Source organism: Pseudomonas sp. dw_612 (assembly GCF_018449725.1).
Taxonomy (GTDB): Bacteria; Pseudomonadota; Gammaproteobacteria; order Pseudomonadales; family Pseudomonadaceae; genus Aquipseudomonas.
Genome location: NZ_JAAVVC010000003.1, coordinates 444,250 through 465,181 on the forward strand (window position 1 = coordinate 444,250; position 20,932 = coordinate 465,181).

The following is a 20,932-nucleotide window of genomic DNA, read 5'->3' on the forward strand; positions in this document are numbered from 1 at the left end:
TCGCGGGCAAGCCTTGCTCCTACAAGGGACGATTCAAGGCTTCAGCACCGATTTGACCGCCGCCACCGACCGCTCGACATCCGCTTTAGTCATGCTCGTAAACATCGGCAACGAAACAATCAGGCGACCGACCCGTTCCGCCACCGGAAACATGCCTTCCTTGAAACCGCGCTCGCGGTAAAGACTCAGCAGGTGGATCGGCGGGTAGTGATAGCCGATGCCGACGCCCAGTGCCTGCATCTGCTCCATGAACGTGGCCCGCGCCGGTTGGCCGTCCTTGCGCTCAGGCAACACCAGCTGAAACAAATGCCAATTGCTGTTCTCGAAATCCGCCGGCGGCAGTTGAGCGCCGTACTGCGCTTCGAAGTCTGCGCCGAAACACTCAAAGTAGTGCCGCGCCAGCTCACGCCGATGCGCCGTGATCGCCTCGATATGCGCAAATTGCCCCAAGCCAATGGCCGCCGCGACATCGGTCATGTTGAACTTGCCGCCCAGCACATCCACGTCCAGACCATCGAAACCGTTGCGGGTGACGCCTTGCAAACGGTACTTCTCCGCCAATCGCACTTCTTCGGGCGTGTTCAGCACCAGGCAACCGCCCTCCGAAGAGGTGACGTTCTTGTTCGCCTGGAAACTGAACGACACGAAGTCGCCCGTGGCGCCGATACGTTGGTCGTTCCAGCTCGAACCCAAGGCTTGCGCGGCATCTTCGACAATCCGTAAGCCGTGCTTTTGGGCGATCGCATACAGCCGATTCATGTCCAGCGGCAACCCGGCGAGGTACACCGGAATGATCGCTTTGGTGCGTGGGGTAATCGCCGTCTCCAGTTGATCGAGGTCGATGTTGCGGGTGACCGGGTCGATATCGGCAAACACCGGCGTGGCGCCGACTTCCAGAATCACGTTGGCGGTGGCGACCCAGGAAATCGGCGTGGTGATCACTTCATCACCCGGGCCGATGCCGGCAATGCGCAGGGCGATTTCCATGGTGCAGGTGCCGGAGTTGAAGGTGCGCACCGGTCGCCCGCCAAAGAATTCCGAGAGTTGTGCCTCAAAGGCCTGGACCTTGGGGCCACTGGTGATCCAGCCCGAGCGCAGCACGTCGCCGACCGCTGCAATCGTGGCTTCATCGATGACGGGTTTGGAAAACGGCAGAAATGGCAGTTGGCTCATAAACGATAGACACCCGATCGCGGACGTTAAGTAGGCGCCGAACATGATGATCGGGATTGAGCGAAGGCGCCACGCCGTCCGCTCGGGTATCGGCTGCTATGCTGGTTTGACCGTGTTGCATCGACGTTGAGCGCCAGTCAAGAGAGAGCCCGTCATGTCCCAGTTGCCGTCGTTGAGCCAGTTACGCGATCCGAATACCTTCCTGCGCCGCCACTTGGGGCCCGATGCCGCCGAGCAACAGGCGATGCTCGACAGCCTCGGTCTGGGCAGTCGAATCGAATTGATCGAGCAGACCGTGCCGCCGGGGATTCGCCTCAACCGAGAACTGGATTTGCCGCCGGCCCTCGACGAAGAAACCGCATTGGCCAAGTTGCGCAGCTATGCCGAACAGAACCAGGTCTGGACCAGCCTGATCGGCATGGGTTACCACGGTACCCTCACGCCGACCGTCATCCTGCGCAACGTGCTGGAAAACCCTGGTTGGTACACCGCGTACACGCCTTATCAGCCGGAGATTGCCCAGGGCCGGCTCGAAGCGCTGCTCAACTTTCAGCAACTGACCATCGACCTCACGGGCCTGGAACTGGCCAACGCCTCGCTGCTGGACGAAGCCACGGCGGCGGCGGAAGCCATGGCCCTTGCCAAGCGAGTTGCCAAGTCCAAGAGCAATCTGTTTTTCGTCGATGAGAACTGCCATCCGCAGACCATTTCCGTGGTCCGGACCCGGGCCGAAGGTTTCGGTTTCGAGTTGATCATCGACGCTGTGGATAACTTGAAACAACACCAGGTGTTCGGCGCATTACTGCAGTACCCCGACACCCACGGCGAGATCCGCGATCTGCGGCCATTGATCGATCACCTGCATTCCCAGCAAGCGCTGGCCTGTGTTGCGACCGATCTGCTGAGCCTGTTGTTGCTGACGCCTCCGGGGGAGTTGGGTGCTGACGTGGTGTTCGGTTCATCGCAACGTTTCGGCGTGCCAATGGGCTACGGCGGGCCTCACGCGGCGTTTTTCGCCAGTCGCGATGAGTACAAACGGGCGATTCCGGGGCGGATCATCGGCGTGTCGAAAGATGCGCGCGGCAACGTCGCCCTGCGCATGGCCCTGCAAACCCGGGAGCAACATATCCGCCGGGAGAAGGCCAATTCGAACATCTGCACGGCTCAAGTCTTGTTGGCCAATATCGCCAGTTTCTACGCGGTCTACCACGGCCCGGAAGGGCTGAAACGCATTGCCCAGCGCGTGCATCGGCTGACCTGCATCCTCGCCGCCGGCCTGGAACGCCACGGCATTACCTGCCTCAACCAACAGTTCTTCGACACCCTGACCCTTGAAGTCGGCGGCGCGCAAACGGCGATCATCGAAAGCGCCCAGGCCGCGCAGATCAATGTGCGCATTCTCGGGCGCGGGCAACTGGGCCTGAGCCTGGATGAAACCTGCGACGAAACCACCGTGGCGAAGCTGTTCGATGTGTTCCTTGGTGCCGATCATGGGCTCAGCGTCGACGAACTCGACGCCGAACCCCTGGTTTCCGGGATTCCTGACGGTTTGCTGCGCAGCACACCTTATCTGCGTCACCCCGTATTCAGTGCGCATCACAGCGAAACCGAGATGCTGCGCTACCTCAAGCAACTGGAGAACAAGGACCTGGCGCTGAACCAGTCGATGATCCCATTGGGCTCCTGCACCATGAAACTCAACGCCACCAGCGAGATGATCCCGATCACCTGGCCGCAATTCGCCAACCTGCACCCGTTTGTGCCCAAAGAGCAGGCCGTGGGTTATGCACTGATGATCGAGGAGCTGGAGCGCTGGCTCTGCGCGATCACTGGTTTCGATGCGATCTGCATGCAGCCCAACTCCGGCGCTCAGGGCGAGTACGCCGGGCTGCTGGCGATCCGCAAATACCACGAGAGCCGCCACGAAGGTGCACGGGATATCTGTCTGATTCCATCCTCGGCCCACGGCACCAACCCGGCCTCGGCACAAATGGCCGGGATGCGTGTGGTCATCGTCGAATGCGACGAGGCGGGCAACGTCGATCTGGATGACCTGAAGGACAAAGCGTCAACGGCGGGGGACAAACTTGCCTGCCTGATGGCGACTTACCCGTCGACCCACGGTGTGTATGAGGAAGGCATCAGCGAAATCTGTGAAGTTATCCACAGCCATGGCGGCCAGGTGTATATGGATGGCGCCAACCTCAATGCCCAAGTCGGTTTGGCGCGGCCGGCGGACATCGGTGCCGACGTGTCGCACATGAATCTGCACAAAACCTTCTGCATTCCCCACGGCGGTGGTGGGCCGGGCATGGGGCCGATTGGCGTGCGGGCGCATCTGGCGCCGTTCGTGGCCAATCACCCGGTGGTGCCGATCGACGGCCCGCAGCCGCAGAACGGGGCGGTCAGCGCCGCGCCTTGGGGCAGTGCAAGCATTTTGCCGATCAGTTGGATGTACATCGCCATGATGGGGCCGCAACTGGCGGATGCCAGCGAGGTGGCGATTCTGGCCGCGAATTACCTGGCGCAGCATTTATCTGGCGCCTTCCCGGTGCTCTACACCGGGCGTAACGAGCGGGTGGCCCACGAGTGCATTCTGGACTTGCGGCCGCTCAAGGTATTGACCGGCATTAGCGAAGAGGACGTGGCCAAGCGCCTGATGGATTACGGTTTCCATGCGCCGACCATGTCCTTTCCGGTGCCAGGGACGTTGATGGTCGAACCGACGGAGAGTGAATCCAAAGCTGAACTGGATCGCTTTATCGGCGCGATGCTGAGCATTCGCGCGGAAATCACCGAAGTACAAAACGGTAACTGGGACGCCGAGGACAACCCGCTGAAGCGTGCGCCGCATACCCTGGCCGACGTTACCGGCGTGTGGGAGCGGCCTTACAGCATCGAGCAAGCGGTGACGCCGGACGCGCACACCAAGGCCCATAAATACTGGCCGGCGGTGAACCGTGTGGATAACGTCTACGGCGACCGCAATCTGTTTTGCGCATGCGTTCCGGTGGATGATTACCGTTGATCTACCGGTTTACACCTATCCAATGTGGGAGCGGGCTTGCTCGCGAAGGGCTCGTGCCAGTCAACATCTATACCGACTGACACACCGCTTTCGCGAGCAAGCCCGCTCCCACAGTGGATTTTAGGCGACGCCAGAATTTAGAACGTCATCCGCGCCTCAACGTACATATTTTGCTCGCGCAACTTGCCCTTGAGCTGTTCATCCCGGGCATTGATGCGGTTGGCGAAGGTGTTGTAGCCGGTTTCGATATCGCCCATATCGACGTACCGGTAACCGGTGCCGAGGGTGATTTGCCGGTTGAGCTTGAGGTCGGCCCCGACACCCAGGGCATAGGTGAAGTTGTTCTGGCTGTTGTTGGCGAACTGTCGCGAAGGATTGGATTGGTAGCCTTCGGAATTGATATGCGCCACGCCTACGCCGGCCATGGCGTACAGCGACAGGTATTCATTCAGCGGGAAGTCCTTGTAGCCGTTAACCATCAGGCGCTTGGACGAAACTTGCAGGTTGTTGACGTTGGCATTGAACGGCGCCCAATGGCTCTTGAACTCCGAATCCTGCTTGATGCTGTATTCAGCTTCCAGGCGCCAATCGCCCTTGAACCCGTAGCCAAGCGCTAAAGAGCCGCCGACGTCCTTGTTGCTGTCCGGACTGACGACTTGATGAGTCACCCTTGGGCTGGTGAGCAGAGAATTCCCCAGGTCTTGCTGGATACTCTGGATTTTGACCGAGCCATACAGGCCTTCGGCGTGGGACACGTGGCTGAACGCGGCGGCCAGCAGCAGTAAAGACAGGGTTGGTTTGTTCATGGATGTCGATTCGCTTGTGTGGAAATTCGAATCGACAAAGTTTGGATTCACACACCGGGCGCTGATATCAGAGTCTTCCTCGGTCAGCCGAAGAATCCTCATCAGGGCGCCAGGGTTTTGGCATTCGCCGCTGTAGGAAAATACGGTGCAGTTGTTCTGGCCCATAAAAAATGCCGCTCATATGAGCGGCATTTCTACATCTGTTAAAGCTTAGTCCGAAGCGACGGCATTTTTTGCCAGGATCGCATTCGCCAGTTCCATGTCCGTGGCTTGCAGGCCCGGGTTGTCGGCGCGGACTTTCTGCATCGCGGCTTCCAGGTATGGGCCGCGGATGCCGCCGTCACTGGCGACGAAGCTGCCGGCATCGTCCTGGGCCGCGACGATCAGTTTGTGATCCTTGAACGTCAGGTAGGTCGAACCGGTGGTGGCGCCGGATGAAATGACGTTACGCCAAAAGCTGTCAGCCATTGCTGAACCAACGGGGAGAGACAGCAAGGCAAGGGTAGCGACAGCAAGTTTGAGACGCATAATGGGTGACTCCACTGGGGGTTAACTACGGGGTTTGATCGTCGTTTACCCAATCGAGTTCCATGACTGCTCAGTCAACCGGTTCCACCAGCAGAATCGCCCCTTGCTGACTGACCACCCGCACGCGGCTACCCAGCGCCGCGTCTGGCCCACGAGCCATCCACACCCCATCGGCGACTTTGATCTTGCCGCGACCGTCGACAATCGCCTCATGCACCACAAAGGTTTTGCCGATCAGTTCCTGGCCGCGCAGGTTGAGGTTCGGCTGATCGCTCTCTCGCACGGCGCTGCGCTGGCGTCGCCACCAATACAGGGCGGTGGCGATCGAGAGCAGGCCGAACAGCAGGAATTGCAGCTCCCAGGACAGGCCGGGCAGCACAAAGGTCAGCACACCGACCGCTGCTGCCGCCATGCCGATCCACAGCAGATAGCCGCCGGCGCCGAACACTTCAAGAATCAGCAGCACCGTGCCGAAGGCCAGCCAGTCCCAGAACGATAAATGTTGCAGGAATGCCCACATGGCGCGCCTCAGGCTTTCTTGTTATCGAACGTGGCCTTGACGATTTCGCCGATGCCGCCGACCGCGCCGATCATCGAACTGGCCTCAAGCGGCATCAGGATCACTTTGCTGTTATTGGCCGAGGCCAGTTTGCCCAGCGCATCAATGTACTTCTGCGCGACGAAGTAGTTCACCGCCTGCACGTTGCCGCCGGCAATGGCTTCGGACACCACTTGAGTGGCCTTGGCTTCGGCTTCGGCCTGACGTTCCCGAGCTTCGGATTCGAGAAAGGCTGCCTGACGACCGCCCTCGGCTTCGAGGATCTGCGCCTGTTTCTTGCCTTCCGCAGTCAGGATCGCGGCGGCGCGCAGGCCTTCGGCTTCGAGGATTTGTGCACGCTTGATCCGCTCAGCTTTCATCTGGCCCGACATCGCGGCCATCAAATCCGCTGGCGGGCTGATGTCCTTGATTTCAATCCGGGTGATCTTGATGCCCCACGGTGCCGTGGCCTCATCCACCGTGCGCAGCAGTTTTTCGTTGATGTTGTCGCGCTGGCTGAGCATCGCGTCCAGCTCCATGGAGCCAAGCACGGTACGGATATTGGTTTGCAGCAGATTGCGCACGGCATGTTCGAGGTTGTTCACCTCGTAGGCCGCCTGGGCGGTGTTGACCACCTGGAAGAAACACACGGCATCGATCTGCACCGTGGCGTTATCAGCGGTGATGACTTCCTGGGGCGGAATATCCAGCACACTTTCCATCACGTTGATCTTGCGACCGATGCGGTCCATCACCGGAATGATGATGTTCAGGCCAGGCTTGAGGGTGTTGGTGTAGCGACCGAAACGCTCGACCGTCCACTGATAGCCCTGAGGCACAACCTTGAAACCCATGAACAGAATGGCGACGACCAGGCCGACGAAGAGTAAGAGCACACTACCGATCTGCATAACGATTCCCTGTTGATGTATTGATCAATGTTTTGGCGATGGTCCGAAGTGTAAGGCAAAAGACTTGCAGGATTGTGTTTGGGCTAATTCAACTACCGCAAAATGTAACTATGTCTGACAAGCCGAAACGCGATCTGTAGCAGCTGGCGCAGCCTGCGTTCGGCTGCGAAGCAGTCGTAAAATCAGCCGACGCGGTGCTTCAGGAAGACTTCGCGTACAGGTTTCGCGACTGCTTCGCAGCCGAACGCAGGCTTCGCCAGATGCTACAAAAGAGCACGTTTGCGTGGTGGCGAAGATTTGGAATTGAGAACGGAGCAAATCCCGGCCTGGTTTATGTCAGCAATCTGAGGCAATTATCTACTTCTGCTCACTCTGCGGCGTCACCCGCAACACCTCCTCAATCGTCGTCAGTCCCGCCGCCACTTTCTGTGCCCCGGACAGCCGCAAGCTGCGCATACCTTCCTTGAACGCCTGACGCCGTATCGCCAGCAGATCGGTATCGGGGGTAATCAGCGCTTTGACGCTGTCGGTCAGTTGCATGATTTCGTAGACCCCGGCGCGGCCGCGATAGCCGGTGTCGCGGCATTCCAGGCAGCCGATGGCGCGCTGGGCATTGGTCGGCAGCGGTGCCTGCCAGGGCCGGGTCAGGGTTTGCCAGTCGTCTTCGCCCAGGGTCAGCGGCGCCTTGCAGTGCGGGCACAAGGTGCGGACCAGGCGCTGGGCCATGACCCCGAGCACCGTGGCTTTGATCAGGTAATGCGGCACGCCGAGTTCCAATAGGCGGCTGATGGCGCTGGGGGCGTCGTTGGTGTGCAGGGTCGAGAGCACGAGGTGACCGGTGAGCGCGGCCTGGATCGCCATTTCGGCAGTTTCGAGGTCGCGGATCTCGCCGATCATGATGATGTCCGGGTCTTGCCGCATCAGCGCGCGGACCCCGGCGGCGAAGGTCAGGTCGATGTTGTGCTGGACCTGCATCTGGTTGAAGGCCGGCTCGACCATTTCAATCGGGTCCTCGATGGTGCAGAGGTTGACCTCCGGCGTCGCCAGTTTTTTCAGAGTGGTATAGAGCGTGGTGGTCTTGCCCGAGCCGGTCGGCCCGGTCACTAGAATGATGCCGTTGGGCTGGCGGGTCATGTCTTGCCATCGGCGCAGGTCATCGGTGGAGAAGCCCAACTGATCGAAGTCCTTGAGCAGCACTTCCGGGTCGAAGATCCGCATGACCATTTTTTCGCCGAACGCGGTGGGCAAGGTCGACAGCCGCAGTTCGACTTCGCCGCCGTCCGGGGTTTTGGTCTTGACCCGGCCGTCCTGGGGTTTGCGTTTCTCGGCGACGTTCATCCGGCCCAGGCTTTTCAGGCGGCTGACGATGGCCATGGTCACCTGGGGCGGGAATTGATAGACGTTGTGCAGCACGCCGTCGATGCGAAAACGCACGGTGCCTTGCTCGCGCCGGGGTTCGATGTGGATATCGCTGGCACGCTGCTGGAACGCGTACTGGAACAGCCAGTCGACGATGTTGACGATGTGCGCGTCGTTGGCGTCCGGCTCCTGGTCGCTGGCGCCGAGGTTGAGCAGTTGCTCGAAGTTGCCGAGGGTACTGGTCTGCTGATCGGCATTGGTGGCGCCCGTAACCGATTTGGCCAGGCGGAAAAACTCCACGCTGAAGCGCTGGATGTCCGCCGGGTTGGCGACTACGCGTTTGATCGGCAGCTTCAACACGTGGGTCAGGTCGGCTTCCCAGCCCGTGACGTAGGGCTGGGCGCTGGCCACGGTCACGGCATCGCGGTCGATGGAGACGGCCAGAATCTTGTGCCGCTGGGCAAAGGCGTAGGACATCAACGGCGTGATGGCCGCGACGTTGATCTTCAGCGGATCGATGCGCAGGTAAGGCTGACCGGCCTGTTGCGACAGCCACAGGGTCAGGCTTTCGAGGTCGAGGTGTTTGCCGGGACGGCTGAGGTCGTCGAGGTGTTGGCTGGCAATAAACTCCAGCGGGTGCAACTGGCCATTGGCGGCCTGCCGGCGTCGGGCGTTGAGCGCGAGTTCGGCGCAATCCTGGTTGATAAAGCCTTGGGCGACCAGTTCTCGCAGCAAATCATTGAGATCCAGCCAGCGGTCCTGAAGTTGAACGGACATGCGGGTTCCTTTTGAACAATCCTGCAAACAGCGATCTAGACCGCAGTGTGCAAAGGATAGTCGCGGACCTGCTGACCGTTGGGCCACTACCCGACGAAGCCGTTTCCAGTTCTTTCAACCGGCCGCTTGGGCCTGCTCATCCCACGCAGAGTCGGCGCTCTGCAGGTTCACCGAGCAGACGCTGATCAGGTTACGAAGTTTTTCCGCGATCACGGCGGCGCGGTGCCAGCTCAGTCCGTCGATCACGATGTCGATCGACAGCAGATCGTCCACGCGCTGCACATTGACCTGTTCCGGGGTCAGGAACTGCAAGGCGAACAGGTTGAGTGCGCGGCACAGCACATCCGGCTCGGCCTCGGCCAGCAGTTGGTATTGCACGCGGCAATGGGCGTTGCTGGCGTTCCAGGCATCGGCGCGGGTTGCCGGGGTGTTTACGGCTTCTAAGTGCGGCATGGTCGGGCTCCAAAATCACTGGAGGAATTTTTACATTCGGTGCCGGGTATTTCTTGGCTATGATCGGGCGTATTAGCGGTTTATCGAATCGTTCGATTCAATAAGTGATCATTCAGAGGTTTTTCTATGCACGCCGAGCTGGATGGCTACGACCGCAAGATTCTCGCGTTGCTGCAAGAGGACGCTTCGCTTTCCAGTGCGCAGATCGCCGAACAGGTCGGGCTGTCGCAGTCGCCGTGCTGGCGGCGGATTCAGCGGATGAAGGAGGAGGGGATCATTCGCGGGCAGGTGACGTTGCTCGATCGCAAGAAAATCGGTCTCAACACGCAGATTTTTGCCGAGATCAAACTCAACGCCCACGGGCGTTCGAACTTCACCGAGTTCACCGAGGCGATTCGCGGCTTTCCTGAAGTGCTGGAGTGTTATGTGCTGATGGGGTCGGTGGATTTTCTGCTACGGATCGTCACGGCGGACATCGAGGCGTATGAACGCTTCTTCTTCGAGAAGCTGTCGATGGTGCCGGGGATTCAGGAGGTGAATTCGATTGTGGCATTGTCGGAAATCAAGTCCACGACGAGTTTGCCGGTCTGAGGTTTTGCGGTGAATGGGCGGGCCTCTTCGCGAGCAAGCCCGCTCCCACATTAGACCGAGTTCGTTCAGGCAACTCGGTCTAATGTGGGAGCGGGCTTGCCCGCGAAGGCGGTGTTACATGCGCAGCAACATTTTCCAGGCACGATTCTGATACACGGCGATCGCCTGCTGCTTACGCGCATCCAAGGCTTCGTCGGTGATCGGTTCGTTGGCCAGTTGCGCCAGTTTGTTCAGTTCACCGTACAGGCGATCCATTTCCGGGATGTCCAGCACGCCGCGGGCATGGTGCATCCAGGCCTGGATGCGTTCGATGCGCGGCAGTTGCTCGGCCAGATCTTCAGGCTGTTGCTGGTAGCGTTGCAGTTGCAGGGATGTGGCTTCCTCGCCCAGCAGGCGCGGCAACCAGTTGGCCAGTTGCGCTGCGCCTTGGCGATTGCCGCGAACGTTGCGATCGGCCGCCCAGGTGCGAGCCAGCAACCAGCGCGAAGTGTTCAGGGAGAACAGGCCCCAACGCGGATCTTCCAGTTCTTCGAGGAACTGCTCTGGCGCGGCTTTGCGCACGTCTTCGTCGTCCAGGCCAGCCTGAACCAGCGGACGCCAGTCTTCCAGCAAGGCGTCCAGCGCAACCCGCAGGTCGTGCGTCGACTGACGCGGTGCGGCTTGGCCGAGGCTGCTCAGCAGCGCGCGCAGTTCACCGAGGTTTTCGACCCAGTCCTGCAACAGACGCCAGTGACCATTGAAACGATATTGCTCGGCCAGACGCTGGCTGCTGCCCAGCAAGTGCCAGCTCAGGGCGGCGAACGCGTCGTCCAGCGGCATTTCGGCGGTGATCTGCGGCGCCGGCAAGCTCAGCGAGTAGCTGTTGGCATCGTACAAACGATAACCGCGCTCGGCCTTGCTGATGTCGCATGGCATCAGGGGCAGGGTCGCGGCCAGTTCGGCGGCCAGTTCCAGCAACGCGGCCGGTTCGCCTTCGCGCAGTTCCAGTTCCAGCTCGCAGATTTCTTCTTTCTGCTTGCCGACCACGACGTGGCCGAAGTCCAGCGCCGCTTCGATGACCACTTTGGTCTTGCCACGGCCCCAGGCGATTTCCGCGCGTTCGCGCACGAAATCGGTGGTGAAGATGGCTTTCAGGGTTTTCTTGTCCAGCTCGGCCAGTTCTTCAGGCCAGCATTCGCCGTCGAGTTTTTTCACGTCGAGCTTGGCTTTGGGCAGGTTCCAGTCGTATTCGTTACGCTCGGACAGACCGGCAACGCTCTGGCCGCGAGTCTTGAGGGTCTGGATCACTTCTTCGCCATCGCGGCGCAGGCGCAGGGCAACCTTGGCGCGGGCCAGGTCACGCTCAGGCGTGTCGAAGTACTGGTTCATCAACTCACGGCGTTCCCAGCCACTTTTGTTGCGTTTTTTCAGGAGCGGGTGCTCGCGCAGGGCGGCGAGGGTTTCGCGGCTGACGCGGAGTTTGATTTCGGTTTCTTTCTGCATGGCCGGAAAATCCAGGATCGGGAGCGCAGCCGGGGGAATGTGTGGCTGCCAAGGTCGTGCAGTGTACAGGACTCACAAGTCCTACGCGCCGCGGCGGTTTATTCCTGTCACTGGATGGTTCTATGATGGACCTCAATTCGGGAGTTGGAGTCAGCGATGCCTTTGCCGTCCATGAAAGATCAGTTCGCTGCGCTGATCGCTGCACCGTCCGTCAGCTGTACGCAGGCTAGCCTCGATCAGACCAATCGTCCGGTGATCGATTTGCTGGCGACGTGGCTCGGCGATTTGGGTTTTGCCTGCGATATCCAGCAGGTCAGCCCCGGCAAATTCAACCTGCTCGCCAGTTTCGGTTCCGGCCCCGGTGGCCTGGTGCTGGCGGGGCACAGCGACACCGTGCCGTTCGATGGCGCGTTGTGGCAGACCGATCCCTTGAAGCTGACCGAAGTGGACGGTCGTTGGGTGGGCCTCGGCAGTTGCGACATGAAAGGCTTTTTCGCCCTGGCCATCGAAGCGGTCATCCCGTTGCTCGACCAACCGTTCAAACAACCGTTGATGATCCTCGCCACCTGCGACGAAGAAAGTTCGATGTCAGGTGCTCGTGCCTTGGCCGAAGCCGGGCGTCCGCTGGGCCGCGCGGCGGTGATCGGCGAGCCGACGGGGCTGAAGCCGATCCGCATGCACAAAGGCATCATGATGGAGCGCATCGACATCCTCGGGCAGAGCGGCCATTCCTCGGACCCGCGCCTGGGCCACAGCGCCCTCGAAGCCATGCACGACGCCATCGGCGAACTGCGTGGCTTGCGCCTGTTGTGGCAGCGAGAATTCCGCAATCCGCAGTTTGGCGTGCCGACCCCGACGATGAACTTCGGCTGCATTCATGGCGGCGATAACCCCAACCGCATCTGCGGCCAGTGTTCGCTGGAGTTCGACCTGCGACCGTTGCCGGGCATGGACCCCAAAGCCCTGCGTGCGGACATTTTGGCGCGGCTCAAACCGGTTGCCGAACGGCATCAGGTGAAGATCGATTACGCGCCATTGTTCCCCGAAGTGCCGCCGTTCGAGCAGGCCGAGGACGCGGAATTGGTCCGGGTCGCGGAAAAGCTCACCGGCCATCGCGCCGAAGCAGTAGCGTTTGGCACGGAAGCGCCTTATCTTCAGCGCCTTGGCTGCGAAACACTGGTGCTCGGCCCGGGCGACATCGCCTGCGCTCACCAACCGGGGGAATACCTCGAAATGTCACGTTTGCAGCCTACGGTGCATCTATTACGTCAATTGATTGAACATTACTGCCTGACACCGGCCAAAGCCTCGATGCCAGTCAGCTAAGCGAAACCCCATGTGGGAGCGGGCTTGCTCGCGAAAGCGGTGTATCAGTTAGCATCAATGTCGACTGTGACACCGCATTCGCGAGCAAGCCCGCTCCCACAGGGTTTTGTGTGTTGATTGACCAAGCGGTATAAATTGCCAGTGTCCCAACCCGTATTCATGAGGAGAGCTCGCGTGTCGCCAAGCCTGTTCCGACGATAACCACCAGCCCGTTGTGCGTTTTATGTTTCGCCCATTTTTTGGCTGCTATTTATTACAGGCCCAGGTTCATGCCCGAATACGTTAATTGGCTTCGTCACGCGTCTCCTTACATCAATGCCCACCGCGATTGCACGTTCGTCGTCATGCTGCCCGGCGACGGTGTGGAGCATCCGAACTTCGGCAATATCGTCCACGACCTGGTGCTGCTGCACAGTCTTGGCGTGCGCCTGGTGTTGGTGCACGGTTCCCGTCCGCAAATTGAAACCCGCCTGGCCGCGCGTGGCCTGATTCCGCATTACCACCACGGCATGCGCATCACCGATGCCGCGACCCTGGAGTGCGTGATCGACGCGGTCGGCCACCTGCGCATCGCCATCGAAGCGCGGTTGTCCATGGACATGGCCTCGTCACCGATGCAGGGCTCGCGCTTGCGGGTGGCCAGCGGCAACCTGGTGACGGCGCGGCCGATCGGCGTGCTCGAAGGTGTCGACTATCACCACACCGGCGAAGTGCGCCGGGTCGACCGCAAGGGCATCAATCGCCTGCTGGATGAACGCTCCATCGTGCTGCTGTCGCCACTGGGCTACTCGCCGACCGGTGAGATTTTCAACCTCGCCTGCGAAGACGTCGCCACCCGCGCGGCCATTGACCTGGGCGCGGACAAACTGCTGCTGTTCGGCGCCGACCTGGGCTTGATCGATGAAAACGGTCGTCTGGTGCGTGAGTTGCGTCCGCAGCAAGTGCCGGCGCATCTGCAACGCTTGGGCAGTAACTATCAAGCCGAGTTGCTGGATGCAGCGGCCGAAGCTTGCCGGGGCGGCGTGGCGCGCAGCCATATCGTCAGCTACGCCGAAGACGGCGCGCTGCTGACCGAACTGTTCACCCGAGACGGTGGCGGTACGTTGGTGGCCCAGGAACAATTCGAACTGGTGCGCGAGGCGGCGATTGAAGACGTCGGCGGATTGCTGGATTTGATCAGCCCGCTGGAAGAGCAGGGGATTCTGGTACGCCGTTCCCGGGAAGTGCTGGAGCGCGAGATCGAGCAGTTCAGCGTGGTCGAGCGCGAAGGCATGATCATCGCGTGCGCGGCGCTGTATCAGATTGCCGATTCGGACGCCGGGGAGTTGGCCTGTCTGGCGGTGAACCCGGAGTATCGCCATGGCGGTCGCGGCGATGAATTGCTGGAGCGCATCGAAACCCGCGCCCGGGCCCAGGGGCTAAAAACCTTGTTCGTGCTGACGACCCGGACTGCGCACTGGTTCCGCGAGCGTGGTTTTGAGCCCAGCAGTGTCGAGCGCCTGCCGTCGGCGCGGGCGTCGTTGTACAACTATCAGCGTAATTCGAAGATCTTCGAAAAGACCCTCTGACAACCCCGCAATCCCTGTAGGAGCGAGGCTTGCCCGCGAAGGCGTCGTCACGGCCACTATCAATGTTGGACGTGATGGCCTCTTCGCGGGCAAGCCTCGTTCCTACAGGGACGTGGTGTTATTCGATGATGACTTTGCTGTCTCGCCACCGGTCAGTTTGGCGATTTTCTGCTCGGGCACCGAGTCGGCGATCCCGCTGTCTTTGGGCGGCATAGTGGCGAACGAGTCGAGGGGAACCTTGGCGAATTTGGCCACGACCTCAAAATGCGTTTCGGCGTAATTCTTACGGGCGACCGAGACTTCAGCGTCCAGGCTGCGCCGATTTCCTCCAGTCGCGGCTTCACCACTCGACTTTTCCCCAGTGCTTCGGCGCGCGAGCAGGCTGAAATGAGGGGTAGAAAAGAGGGCTGGGCGGTGGTTTTTTCCGATCAGATCTTCCGGTTTATCGATGCCGCTGCCGTTGCGAACCTACCGGTTTGATAGCCCTCTCTGAGATGGTCATCCAGGCACCACATGAAATTAATATCGATATACAAACTGTAACAATTTGACTGGATAGTGCGCGTTTGGCCATCATGGCGTCGCCTTTTCGACAGCGAATGACGTTTGGAATATGCGTCAACGCTAATTGATCTAAAAAAAGGCTGATGAATACCATTTAGCAATTAGCTTTTAAGCCGATACCTGATGTCCCGGTGCGGTTTTGTAGTGGTGGGCTTTATTCCATTGCGGTATGAAAAAGAATGAAATAATTCTTTTTGGGTTTATGAGAAATTCATTACCCTGCAGGGACCAAATCACGGCGATTAGACCTTGGTCGTAGACACACAAGGTTACGATTGACTTGTCAGTCACGGTCTGGCGCTAATCGCGCATCTTAGGATCCAGGGCATTCGACCCGGGACCAGGAACACAAGAATTAGAAACGAGAGGAGCGAAACATGAATAAGTCCACCTTGGCCCTGGCTGTGGCCGTAGGGGTTTTGGCGCAGCAGGCAGGCGCCGCCGGTTTCATCGAAGACAGCAAGGCCACTCTGGGTCTGCGTAACTTCTACATCAACAACGATAACCGCGATTCGGCCGCCAAGACCGCTTCCGGCGTTCAGAGCAAGAACGAAGAATGGGGCCAAGGCTTCGACCTTCGCTTCATCTCCGGTTACACCCAAGGCACCGTCGGCTTCGGTATCGATGCTATCGGCCTGCTGGGTATCAAGCTGGATTCGGGTGGCGGCACCAACGGCGCTACTGCTACCTCGTACGGCGGCACTGTTTTCCCAAGCAAATCCAACGGCGAAGCGGTTGATAACTTCTCCAGCCTGGGTCTGACTGCCAAAGCCAAGATCTCCCAGACCGAACTGAAGCTGGGCACTCTGCAGCCAAAGAACCCGGTCATCGTGACCAACGACGGTCGTCTGTTGCCGCAAACCTGGCAGGGTGGCCAGATCACTTCCGGCGAGATCAAAGATTTGACGCTGGTTGGCGGTCAAATCGAAGCGGTTAAAGGTCGTAACTCCAGCAACAACGAGCAACTGTCCATCGGTGGCGCGAACAGCCCTACCATCAGCGGTCGTGACAGCAACAAGTTCATCTACGCCGGTGGTGACTACAAAATCACCAAAGACCTGACTGCCCAGTACTACTACGGCAACCTGGAAGATTTCTACAAGCAACACTTCCTGGGTCTGGTTCACAACTGGGCAATCGGCCCGGGCGTATTGAAGTCTGACCTGCGCTACTTCAATAGCTCCGACGACGGTGCCAACGGCAATACCCCTGCTTACTACAGCTCCGGTAACTACACCGGTACTGCCAGCGGTCGCGGTAAAGTCGACAACAACCTGTACAGCGGCCTGTTCCTGTACACCGTTGCCGGTCACACCTTCGGTGGCGGTTACCAGGTCAGCAACGGTAGCAGCGACTTCCCTTGGTTGAACCAGGGCGACGGTTCGTCGAACTACACCATCACCGACATGCAGATCCAGAAGTTCGGTCGTGCCGGCGAGAAAACCTGGCAAGCACGCTACTCGTATGACTTCGCTAAAGTCGGCCTCCCAGGCCTGACCGCCGGTATGGTTTACCTGCGCGGCGACAACATCGATACCGTTGGTTCCAACGGCCGCGAGAACGGTTCCGGCCGTTCCGAGTGGGAACGCGACCTGACCATCGGTTACGTGGTGCCAGAAGGCCCGCTGAAAAACGTTGGCTTCATGTGGAAAAACGCTACTTGGCGCAACGACATCCCGGGTCAACGCGACCAGGATGAAAACCGCCTGATCCTCAGCTACTCGATCCCGCTGTTGTAATAGCGCGCTCAAGTACACCTGAGTAAAAAAAGCCCCGCCCGGCACCTCGCCGGGCGGGGCTTTTGCGTTTCCGAGGCGGAGTCACCCCCGTAATCCCGCCCCGAAAATTGCCTCTTTTGCAGCTACTCAAGGCCTTCTCGAACCTTGTGGGCGATGTTCGTCTTGATGGCGACTCAGGTCCAGTGAACAGATCTTTAATATTCAATTGTGATCTAAATAAATCGATATTTATTCTTTTTAATTCAATTGGAATGCAGGCACAGTTGAGCTCAACAAGCACTCACCAGGAGCAGCACCATGAGCCTCAGACTTGGCGATATCGCCCCCGATTTCGAACAGGATTCCAGCGCCGGCACCATCCGTTTCCACGAATGGCTGGGCGATAGCTGGGGCGTGTTGTTTTCCCATCCGGCGGACTTCACGCCGGTGTGCACCACCGAATTGGGCTTCACCGCCAAGCTCAAGGATGAATTTTCCAAGCGTGGCGTCAAAGCCATCGCCCTGTCCGTCGACCCGGTGGATTCGCACCACAAGTGGATCGAAGACATCAACGAAACCCAGAACACCCTCGTCAACTTTCCGATCCTGGCCGATGCCGATCGCAAGGTCTCGGACCTCTACGACCTGATTCACCCGAACGCCAACGACACCCTGACCGTGCGCTCGCTGTTCGTGATCGACCCGAACAAGAAGGTTCGACTGACCATCACCTACCCGGCCAGCACCGGTCGCAATTTCCATGAAATCCTGCGGGTGATCGACTCGCTGCAACTCACCGACAACTACAAAGTGGCCACCCCGGCCAACTGGCAGGACGGTGATGAAGTGGTGATCGTGCCGTCGCTCAAGGACGAAGACGAAATCAAGAAACGCTTTCCGAAGGGGTATCGCGCGGTGAAACCTTATCTGCGCCTGACGCCGCAGCCGAACCGTTAAACCATCCAATGCGGCGTGGCTGATGCCGCCTTCGCGAGCAAGCCCGCTCCCACAGTAGACCGCGTACCAATGTGGGAGCGGGCTTGCTCGCGAAGGGGCTCTGGCAGGCACCGCAGAATCAGGATTGAAACGCATCCACAAAGCAGGGGATTTTCAGGCCGTTACGACGGCCTATTTTTTTGCTCGGAATAAGGTATTTCGCATAGATCAACAAAGAATAACCAAATGAATAAATATGATTTATGGATATATAAATCACCTGTTAAGGTCACTCCATCGAAGCGAGATCGCACACTGCGAATCGCCAACACCGCTCAAGGAATTACCTGAATGCTGGTCGTCTCACTCGGTGGCAGCCCCAGTCAACGCTCTCGTTCCGGGGTGCTGCTGGAGCGTTCGCAACGCTGGTTGCAAGAACAAGGGGTGGAAGTGGTGAGTTATCAGGTACGGGACTTCCCGGCCGAAGACTTGCTGCACGCACGTTTTGACAGCCCGAAGGTGATCGACCTGTTGCAACAGATTGAAAACGCCGATGGCCTGCTGATCGCCACGCCGGTCTACAAGGCGTCGTTTTCCGGCGCGTTGAAAACCGTGCTGGACTTGCTGCCTGAGCGCGCTTTGGCCCACAAGGTTGTCTTGCCGATGGCCACTGGGGGCAGCATCGCCCACATGCTGGCGGTGGATTACGCGCTCAAACCGGTGCTGTCGGCGTTGAAAGCCCAGGAAATGCTCCACGGGATTTTCGCCGTGGACAGCCAGATCGCCTACGGCGAAGGCAGTGCCCAGGCGCAATTGGCGCCGGAGCTGGAACAACGACTGAATGAATCGCTGGAGCTGTTTTTCAGCGCCATGGCGCGACGGCCCAAGCCGATCGACCCGCACCTGTTGAACGAACGTTTGTTGAGTGCTCGCTGGAGCATTTGAGCCACATCTGAATTTGAAGTACTCGCCTTACTCAGCCGCTAACGGCCAAGCAGGTGCAGCCAAAACCCAACAGCAAATAGGAGAGCGCTATGCGCACTGTCATTTTGCGTCGTGGTCTGGTCGCTCTGTTTGTGGCGGCTGTGTCCTTCGGCGTTATTTCCCAAGCACAAGCCGAGACTTTGCGCATCGGCTATCAAAAGTACGGCACCCTGGTGCTGCTCAAAGCCAAAGGCACGTTGGAAAAACGCCTCGCCGCCCAAGGCGTGGACGTGCAATGGACTGAATTCCCCGGTGGCCCGCAACTGCTCGAAGGCCTGAACGTAGGCTCGATCGACTTCGGCGTCACCGGCGAAACACCACCGGTCTTCGCTCAAGCGGCTGGCGCCGACCTGCTTTACGTCGCCTACGAACCACCCGCGCCGCACAGCGAAGCGATCCTGGTGCCGAAGGACTCGACGATCAAATCCGTCGCGGACCTCAAGGGCAAGAAAGTCGTCCTGAACAAGGGCTCCAACGTGCACTACCTGCTGGTCCGTGCACTGGAAGACGCCGGCCTCAAATACACCGACATCCAGACCGTGTTCCTGCCACCCGCCGATGCCCGCGCCGCGTTCGAACGTGGCAGCGTCGATGCCTGGGTGATCTGGGACCCGTACCAGGCCGCAGCCGAACAACAACTGCAAGCGCGCACCCTGCGTGATGGCCAAGGCATCGTCGACAACCATCAGTTCTACCTCGCGACCAAGCCTTACGCGCAGAAAAATCCCGAGGTGATCAAGACCCTCGTCGAAGAAGTGCGTGCAGTCGGTGAGTGGTCCAAGGCCAACCCTGAAGACGTGACCAAGCAGGTTTCGCCACTGCTTGGCCTGCCGGCGGACATCACCCTGACCTCGGTAAAACGCCAGGGCTACGGTGCGCTGTTCCTCACGCCTGAAGTGGTCGCCGCCCAACAGAAAATCGCCGACAGCTTCTACCAGCTCAAGCTGATTCCCAAGCCCTTGAGCATCAAAGACGTGATCTGGACGCCACCGGCGGCCGTCGCCAAAGCGCAGTAATTCGAATCCCCAAGGAGACCACTCCATGAGCCTCAATATTTTCTGGTTCCTGCCTACCCACGGCGACGGCCATTACCTTGGCACCGCCGAAGGCGCTCGCGCCGTTGACCACGGATACCTGCAACAGATTGCCCAGGCAGCGGATCGCCTGGGTTTCGGCGGGGTGTTGATCCCCACCGGTCGCTCCTGCGAAGACTCGTGGCTGGTGGCCGCGTCGCTGATCCCGGTGACTCAGCGTCTGAAATTCCTCGTTGCCCTGCGCCCCGGGATCATTTCCCCGACGGTCGCGGCGCGGCAGGCGGCGACCCTGGATCGTTTGTCCGGCGGTCGTGCGCTGTTCAATCTGGTGACCGGCGGTGATCCGGATGAATTGGCCGGCGACGGTTTGTTCCTCAGCCACGAAGAGCGTTATCAGGCTTCGGTGGAATTCACCCGCATCTGGCGCCGCGTGCTGGAAGGCGAAACCGTCGATTACGACGGTCAGCACATCAGCGTAAAAGGCGCGAAGTTGCTCTATCCGCCGATCCAGCAACCGCGTCCACCGTTGTACTTCGGTGGCTCGTCGGAGGCCGCGCAAGACTTGGCCGCCGAACAGGTGGAAATGGTCCTGACCTGGGGCGAACCACCGGCCGCCGTCGCCGAGAAAATTGCACAAGTACGCGCCAAAGCCGCGAAGCTCGGTCGCACCGTGCGCTTCGGTATTCGCTTGCATGTAATCGTCCGCGAAACCAACGAGGAAGCATGGGCCGCGGCGGATCGACTGATCTCCCACGTGGACGATGAAACCATCGCCCGGGCCCAGGCTTCGCTGTCGCGTTTCGATTCGGTCGGCCAGCAACGCATGGCCGCGCTGCACGGTGGCAGTCGCGACAATCTGGAAGTCAGCCCCAACCTGTGGGCCGGTGTCGGCCTGGTGCGCGGCGGTGCCGGTACGGCGCTGGTAGGCGACGGTCCGACCGTGGCCGCGCGCATGAAGGAGTACGCGGACCTGGGCATCGACACGTTTATCTTCTCCGGTTATCCACACCTGGAAGAGGCGTATCGCGTCGCCGAATTGCTGTTCCCGCACATTGACGTGCAGCGTCCGGAACAGCCTCAAGGCGCGAACTTCGTCAGCCCGTTCGGCGAGATGGTGGCCAACGACATTCTTCCCAAAGCCGCGTCCCAGAGCTGA

General features: G+C 59.6%; 18 protein-coding genes. 10 read left to right on the forward strand and 8 right to left on the reverse strand.

Annotated features, from left to right (window positions below):
* Window positions 1–33: 33 nt before the first annotated feature.
* Window positions 34–1,173 carry a DegT/DnrJ/EryC1/StrS aminotransferase family protein gene (locus HB680_RS07705; protein ID WP_213937917.1) on the reverse strand — a complete coding sequence of 380 codons (1,140 nt, stop codon included), beginning with the start codon at window positions 1,171–1,173 and terminating at the stop codon, window positions 34–36.
* 154 nt (window positions 1,174–1,327) lie between these two features.
* Between HB680_RS07705 and gcvP the strand changes: the two genes are divergently transcribed.
* Window positions 1,328–4,201, forward strand: a complete 2,874-nt coding sequence (gene gcvP, locus HB680_RS07710) for an aminomethyl-transferring glycine dehydrogenase (protein ID WP_213937918.1) — start codon at window positions 1,328–1,330, stop codon at window positions 4,199–4,201.
* 137 nt (window positions 4,202–4,338) lie between these two features.
* Here gcvP and HB680_RS07715 read toward each other — a convergent pair whose 3' ends face one another.
* From HB680_RS07715 to HB680_RS07740, 6 genes are all read right to left on the reverse strand, one after another.
* Window positions 4,339–5,007 (reverse strand): outer membrane beta-barrel protein, encoded by a 669-nt coding sequence (locus tag HB680_RS07715; RefSeq protein WP_213937919.1) that lies wholly within the window; start codon window positions 5,005–5,007, stop codon window positions 4,339–4,341.
* Between the two features lie 210 nt (window positions 5,008–5,217).
* Window positions 5,218–5,538 carry a DUF2388 domain-containing protein gene (locus HB680_RS07720; RefSeq protein WP_178129183.1) on the reverse strand — a complete coding sequence of 107 codons (321 nt, stop codon included), beginning with the start codon at window positions 5,536–5,538 and terminating at the stop codon, window positions 5,218–5,220.
* A gap of 67 nt (window positions 5,539–5,605) precedes the next feature.
* Complete coding sequence (locus HB680_RS07725; RefSeq protein ID WP_213937920.1) at window positions 5,606–6,055, reverse strand: NfeD family protein; 450 nt, start codon at window positions 6,053–6,055, stop codon at window positions 5,606–5,608.
* A gap of 8 nt (window positions 6,056–6,063) precedes the next feature.
* On the reverse strand, window positions 6,064–6,984 hold the full coding sequence (locus HB680_RS07730) for an SPFH domain-containing protein (RefSeq protein WP_123403982.1): 921 nt from the start codon (window positions 6,982–6,984) through the stop codon (window positions 6,064–6,066).
* Window positions 6,985–7,341: 357 nt separating this feature from the next.
* The gene (locus tag HB680_RS07735; RefSeq protein WP_213937921.1) at window positions 7,342–9,120 is read right to left on the reverse strand and encodes a GspE/PulE family protein; all 1,779 of its coding nucleotides are present in this window, start codon (window positions 9,118–9,120) and stop codon (window positions 7,342–7,344) included.
* A gap of 114 nt (window positions 9,121–9,234) precedes the next feature.
* Complete coding sequence (locus tag HB680_RS07740) at window positions 9,235–9,573, reverse strand: hypothetical protein (protein WP_213937922.1); 339 nt, start codon at window positions 9,571–9,573, stop codon at window positions 9,235–9,237.
* Between the two features lie 126 nt (window positions 9,574–9,699).
* Here HB680_RS07740 and HB680_RS07745 point away from each other — a divergent pair, with 126 nt between their 5' ends.
* Window positions 9,700–10,164 (forward strand): Lrp/AsnC family transcriptional regulator, encoded by a 465-nt coding sequence (locus HB680_RS07745; RefSeq protein WP_121733342.1) that lies wholly within the window; start codon window positions 9,700–9,702, stop codon window positions 10,162–10,164.
* Window positions 10,165–10,278: 114 nt separating this feature from the next.
* Here the strand turns inward: HB680_RS07745 and HB680_RS07750 are convergent, their stop codons facing one another.
* On the reverse strand, window positions 10,279–11,646 hold the full coding sequence (locus HB680_RS07750; protein WP_213937923.1) for a CYTH domain-containing protein: 1,368 nt from the start codon (window positions 11,644–11,646) through the stop codon (window positions 10,279–10,281).
* 156 nt (window positions 11,647–11,802) lie between these two features.
* Here HB680_RS07750 and argE point away from each other — a divergent pair, with 156 nt between their 5' ends.
* The 8 genes from argE to ssuD all read left to right on the forward strand — a co-directional run bounded on the left by argE (window position 11,803) and on the right by ssuD (window position 20,932).
* Complete coding sequence (gene argE / locus HB680_RS07755; RefSeq protein ID WP_213937924.1) at window positions 11,803–12,972, forward strand: acetylornithine deacetylase; 1,170 nt, start codon at window positions 11,803–11,805, stop codon at window positions 12,970–12,972.
* 269 nt (window positions 12,973–13,241) lie between these two features.
* Complete coding sequence (gene argA, locus HB680_RS07760; RefSeq protein ID WP_213937925.1) at window positions 13,242–14,540, forward strand: amino-acid N-acetyltransferase; 1,299 nt, start codon at window positions 13,242–13,244, stop codon at window positions 14,538–14,540.
* 264 nt (window positions 14,541–14,804) lie between these two features.
* A complete protein-coding gene (locus tag HB680_RS33075; RefSeq protein ID WP_213937926.1) occupies window positions 14,805–15,020 on the forward strand; it encodes a hypothetical protein in 216 nt (71 codons plus the stop codon).
* A 461-nt stretch (window positions 15,021–15,481) separates the two neighbouring features.
* Window positions 15,482–16,843, forward strand: a complete 1,362-nt coding sequence (locus HB680_RS07770; protein ID WP_213937927.1) for an OprD family porin — start codon at window positions 15,482–15,484, stop codon at window positions 16,841–16,843.
* Between the two features lie 297 nt (window positions 16,844–17,140).
* Entirely contained in the window at window positions 17,141–17,779 is a 639-nt protein-coding gene (locus tag HB680_RS07775) for a peroxiredoxin (RefSeq protein WP_213937928.1), read from the forward strand.
* Between the two features lie 330 nt (window positions 17,780–18,109).
* Entirely contained in the window at window positions 18,110–18,703 is a 594-nt protein-coding gene (ssuE, locus tag HB680_RS07780; protein WP_054044585.1) for an NADPH-dependent FMN reductase, read from the forward strand.
* Between the two features lie 89 nt (window positions 18,704–18,792).
* Window positions 18,793–19,758: a sulfonate ABC transporter substrate-binding protein gene (locus tag HB680_RS07785; RefSeq protein ID WP_054044583.1), complete on the forward strand. Its 966-nt coding sequence runs from the start codon at window positions 18,793–18,795 to the stop codon at window positions 19,756–19,758.
* Window positions 19,759–19,783: 25 nt separating this feature from the next.
* Window positions 19,784–20,932: an FMNH2-dependent alkanesulfonate monooxygenase gene (gene ssuD, locus HB680_RS07790; RefSeq protein ID WP_054044581.1), complete on the forward strand. Its 1,149-nt coding sequence runs from the start codon at window positions 19,784–19,786 to the stop codon at window positions 20,930–20,932.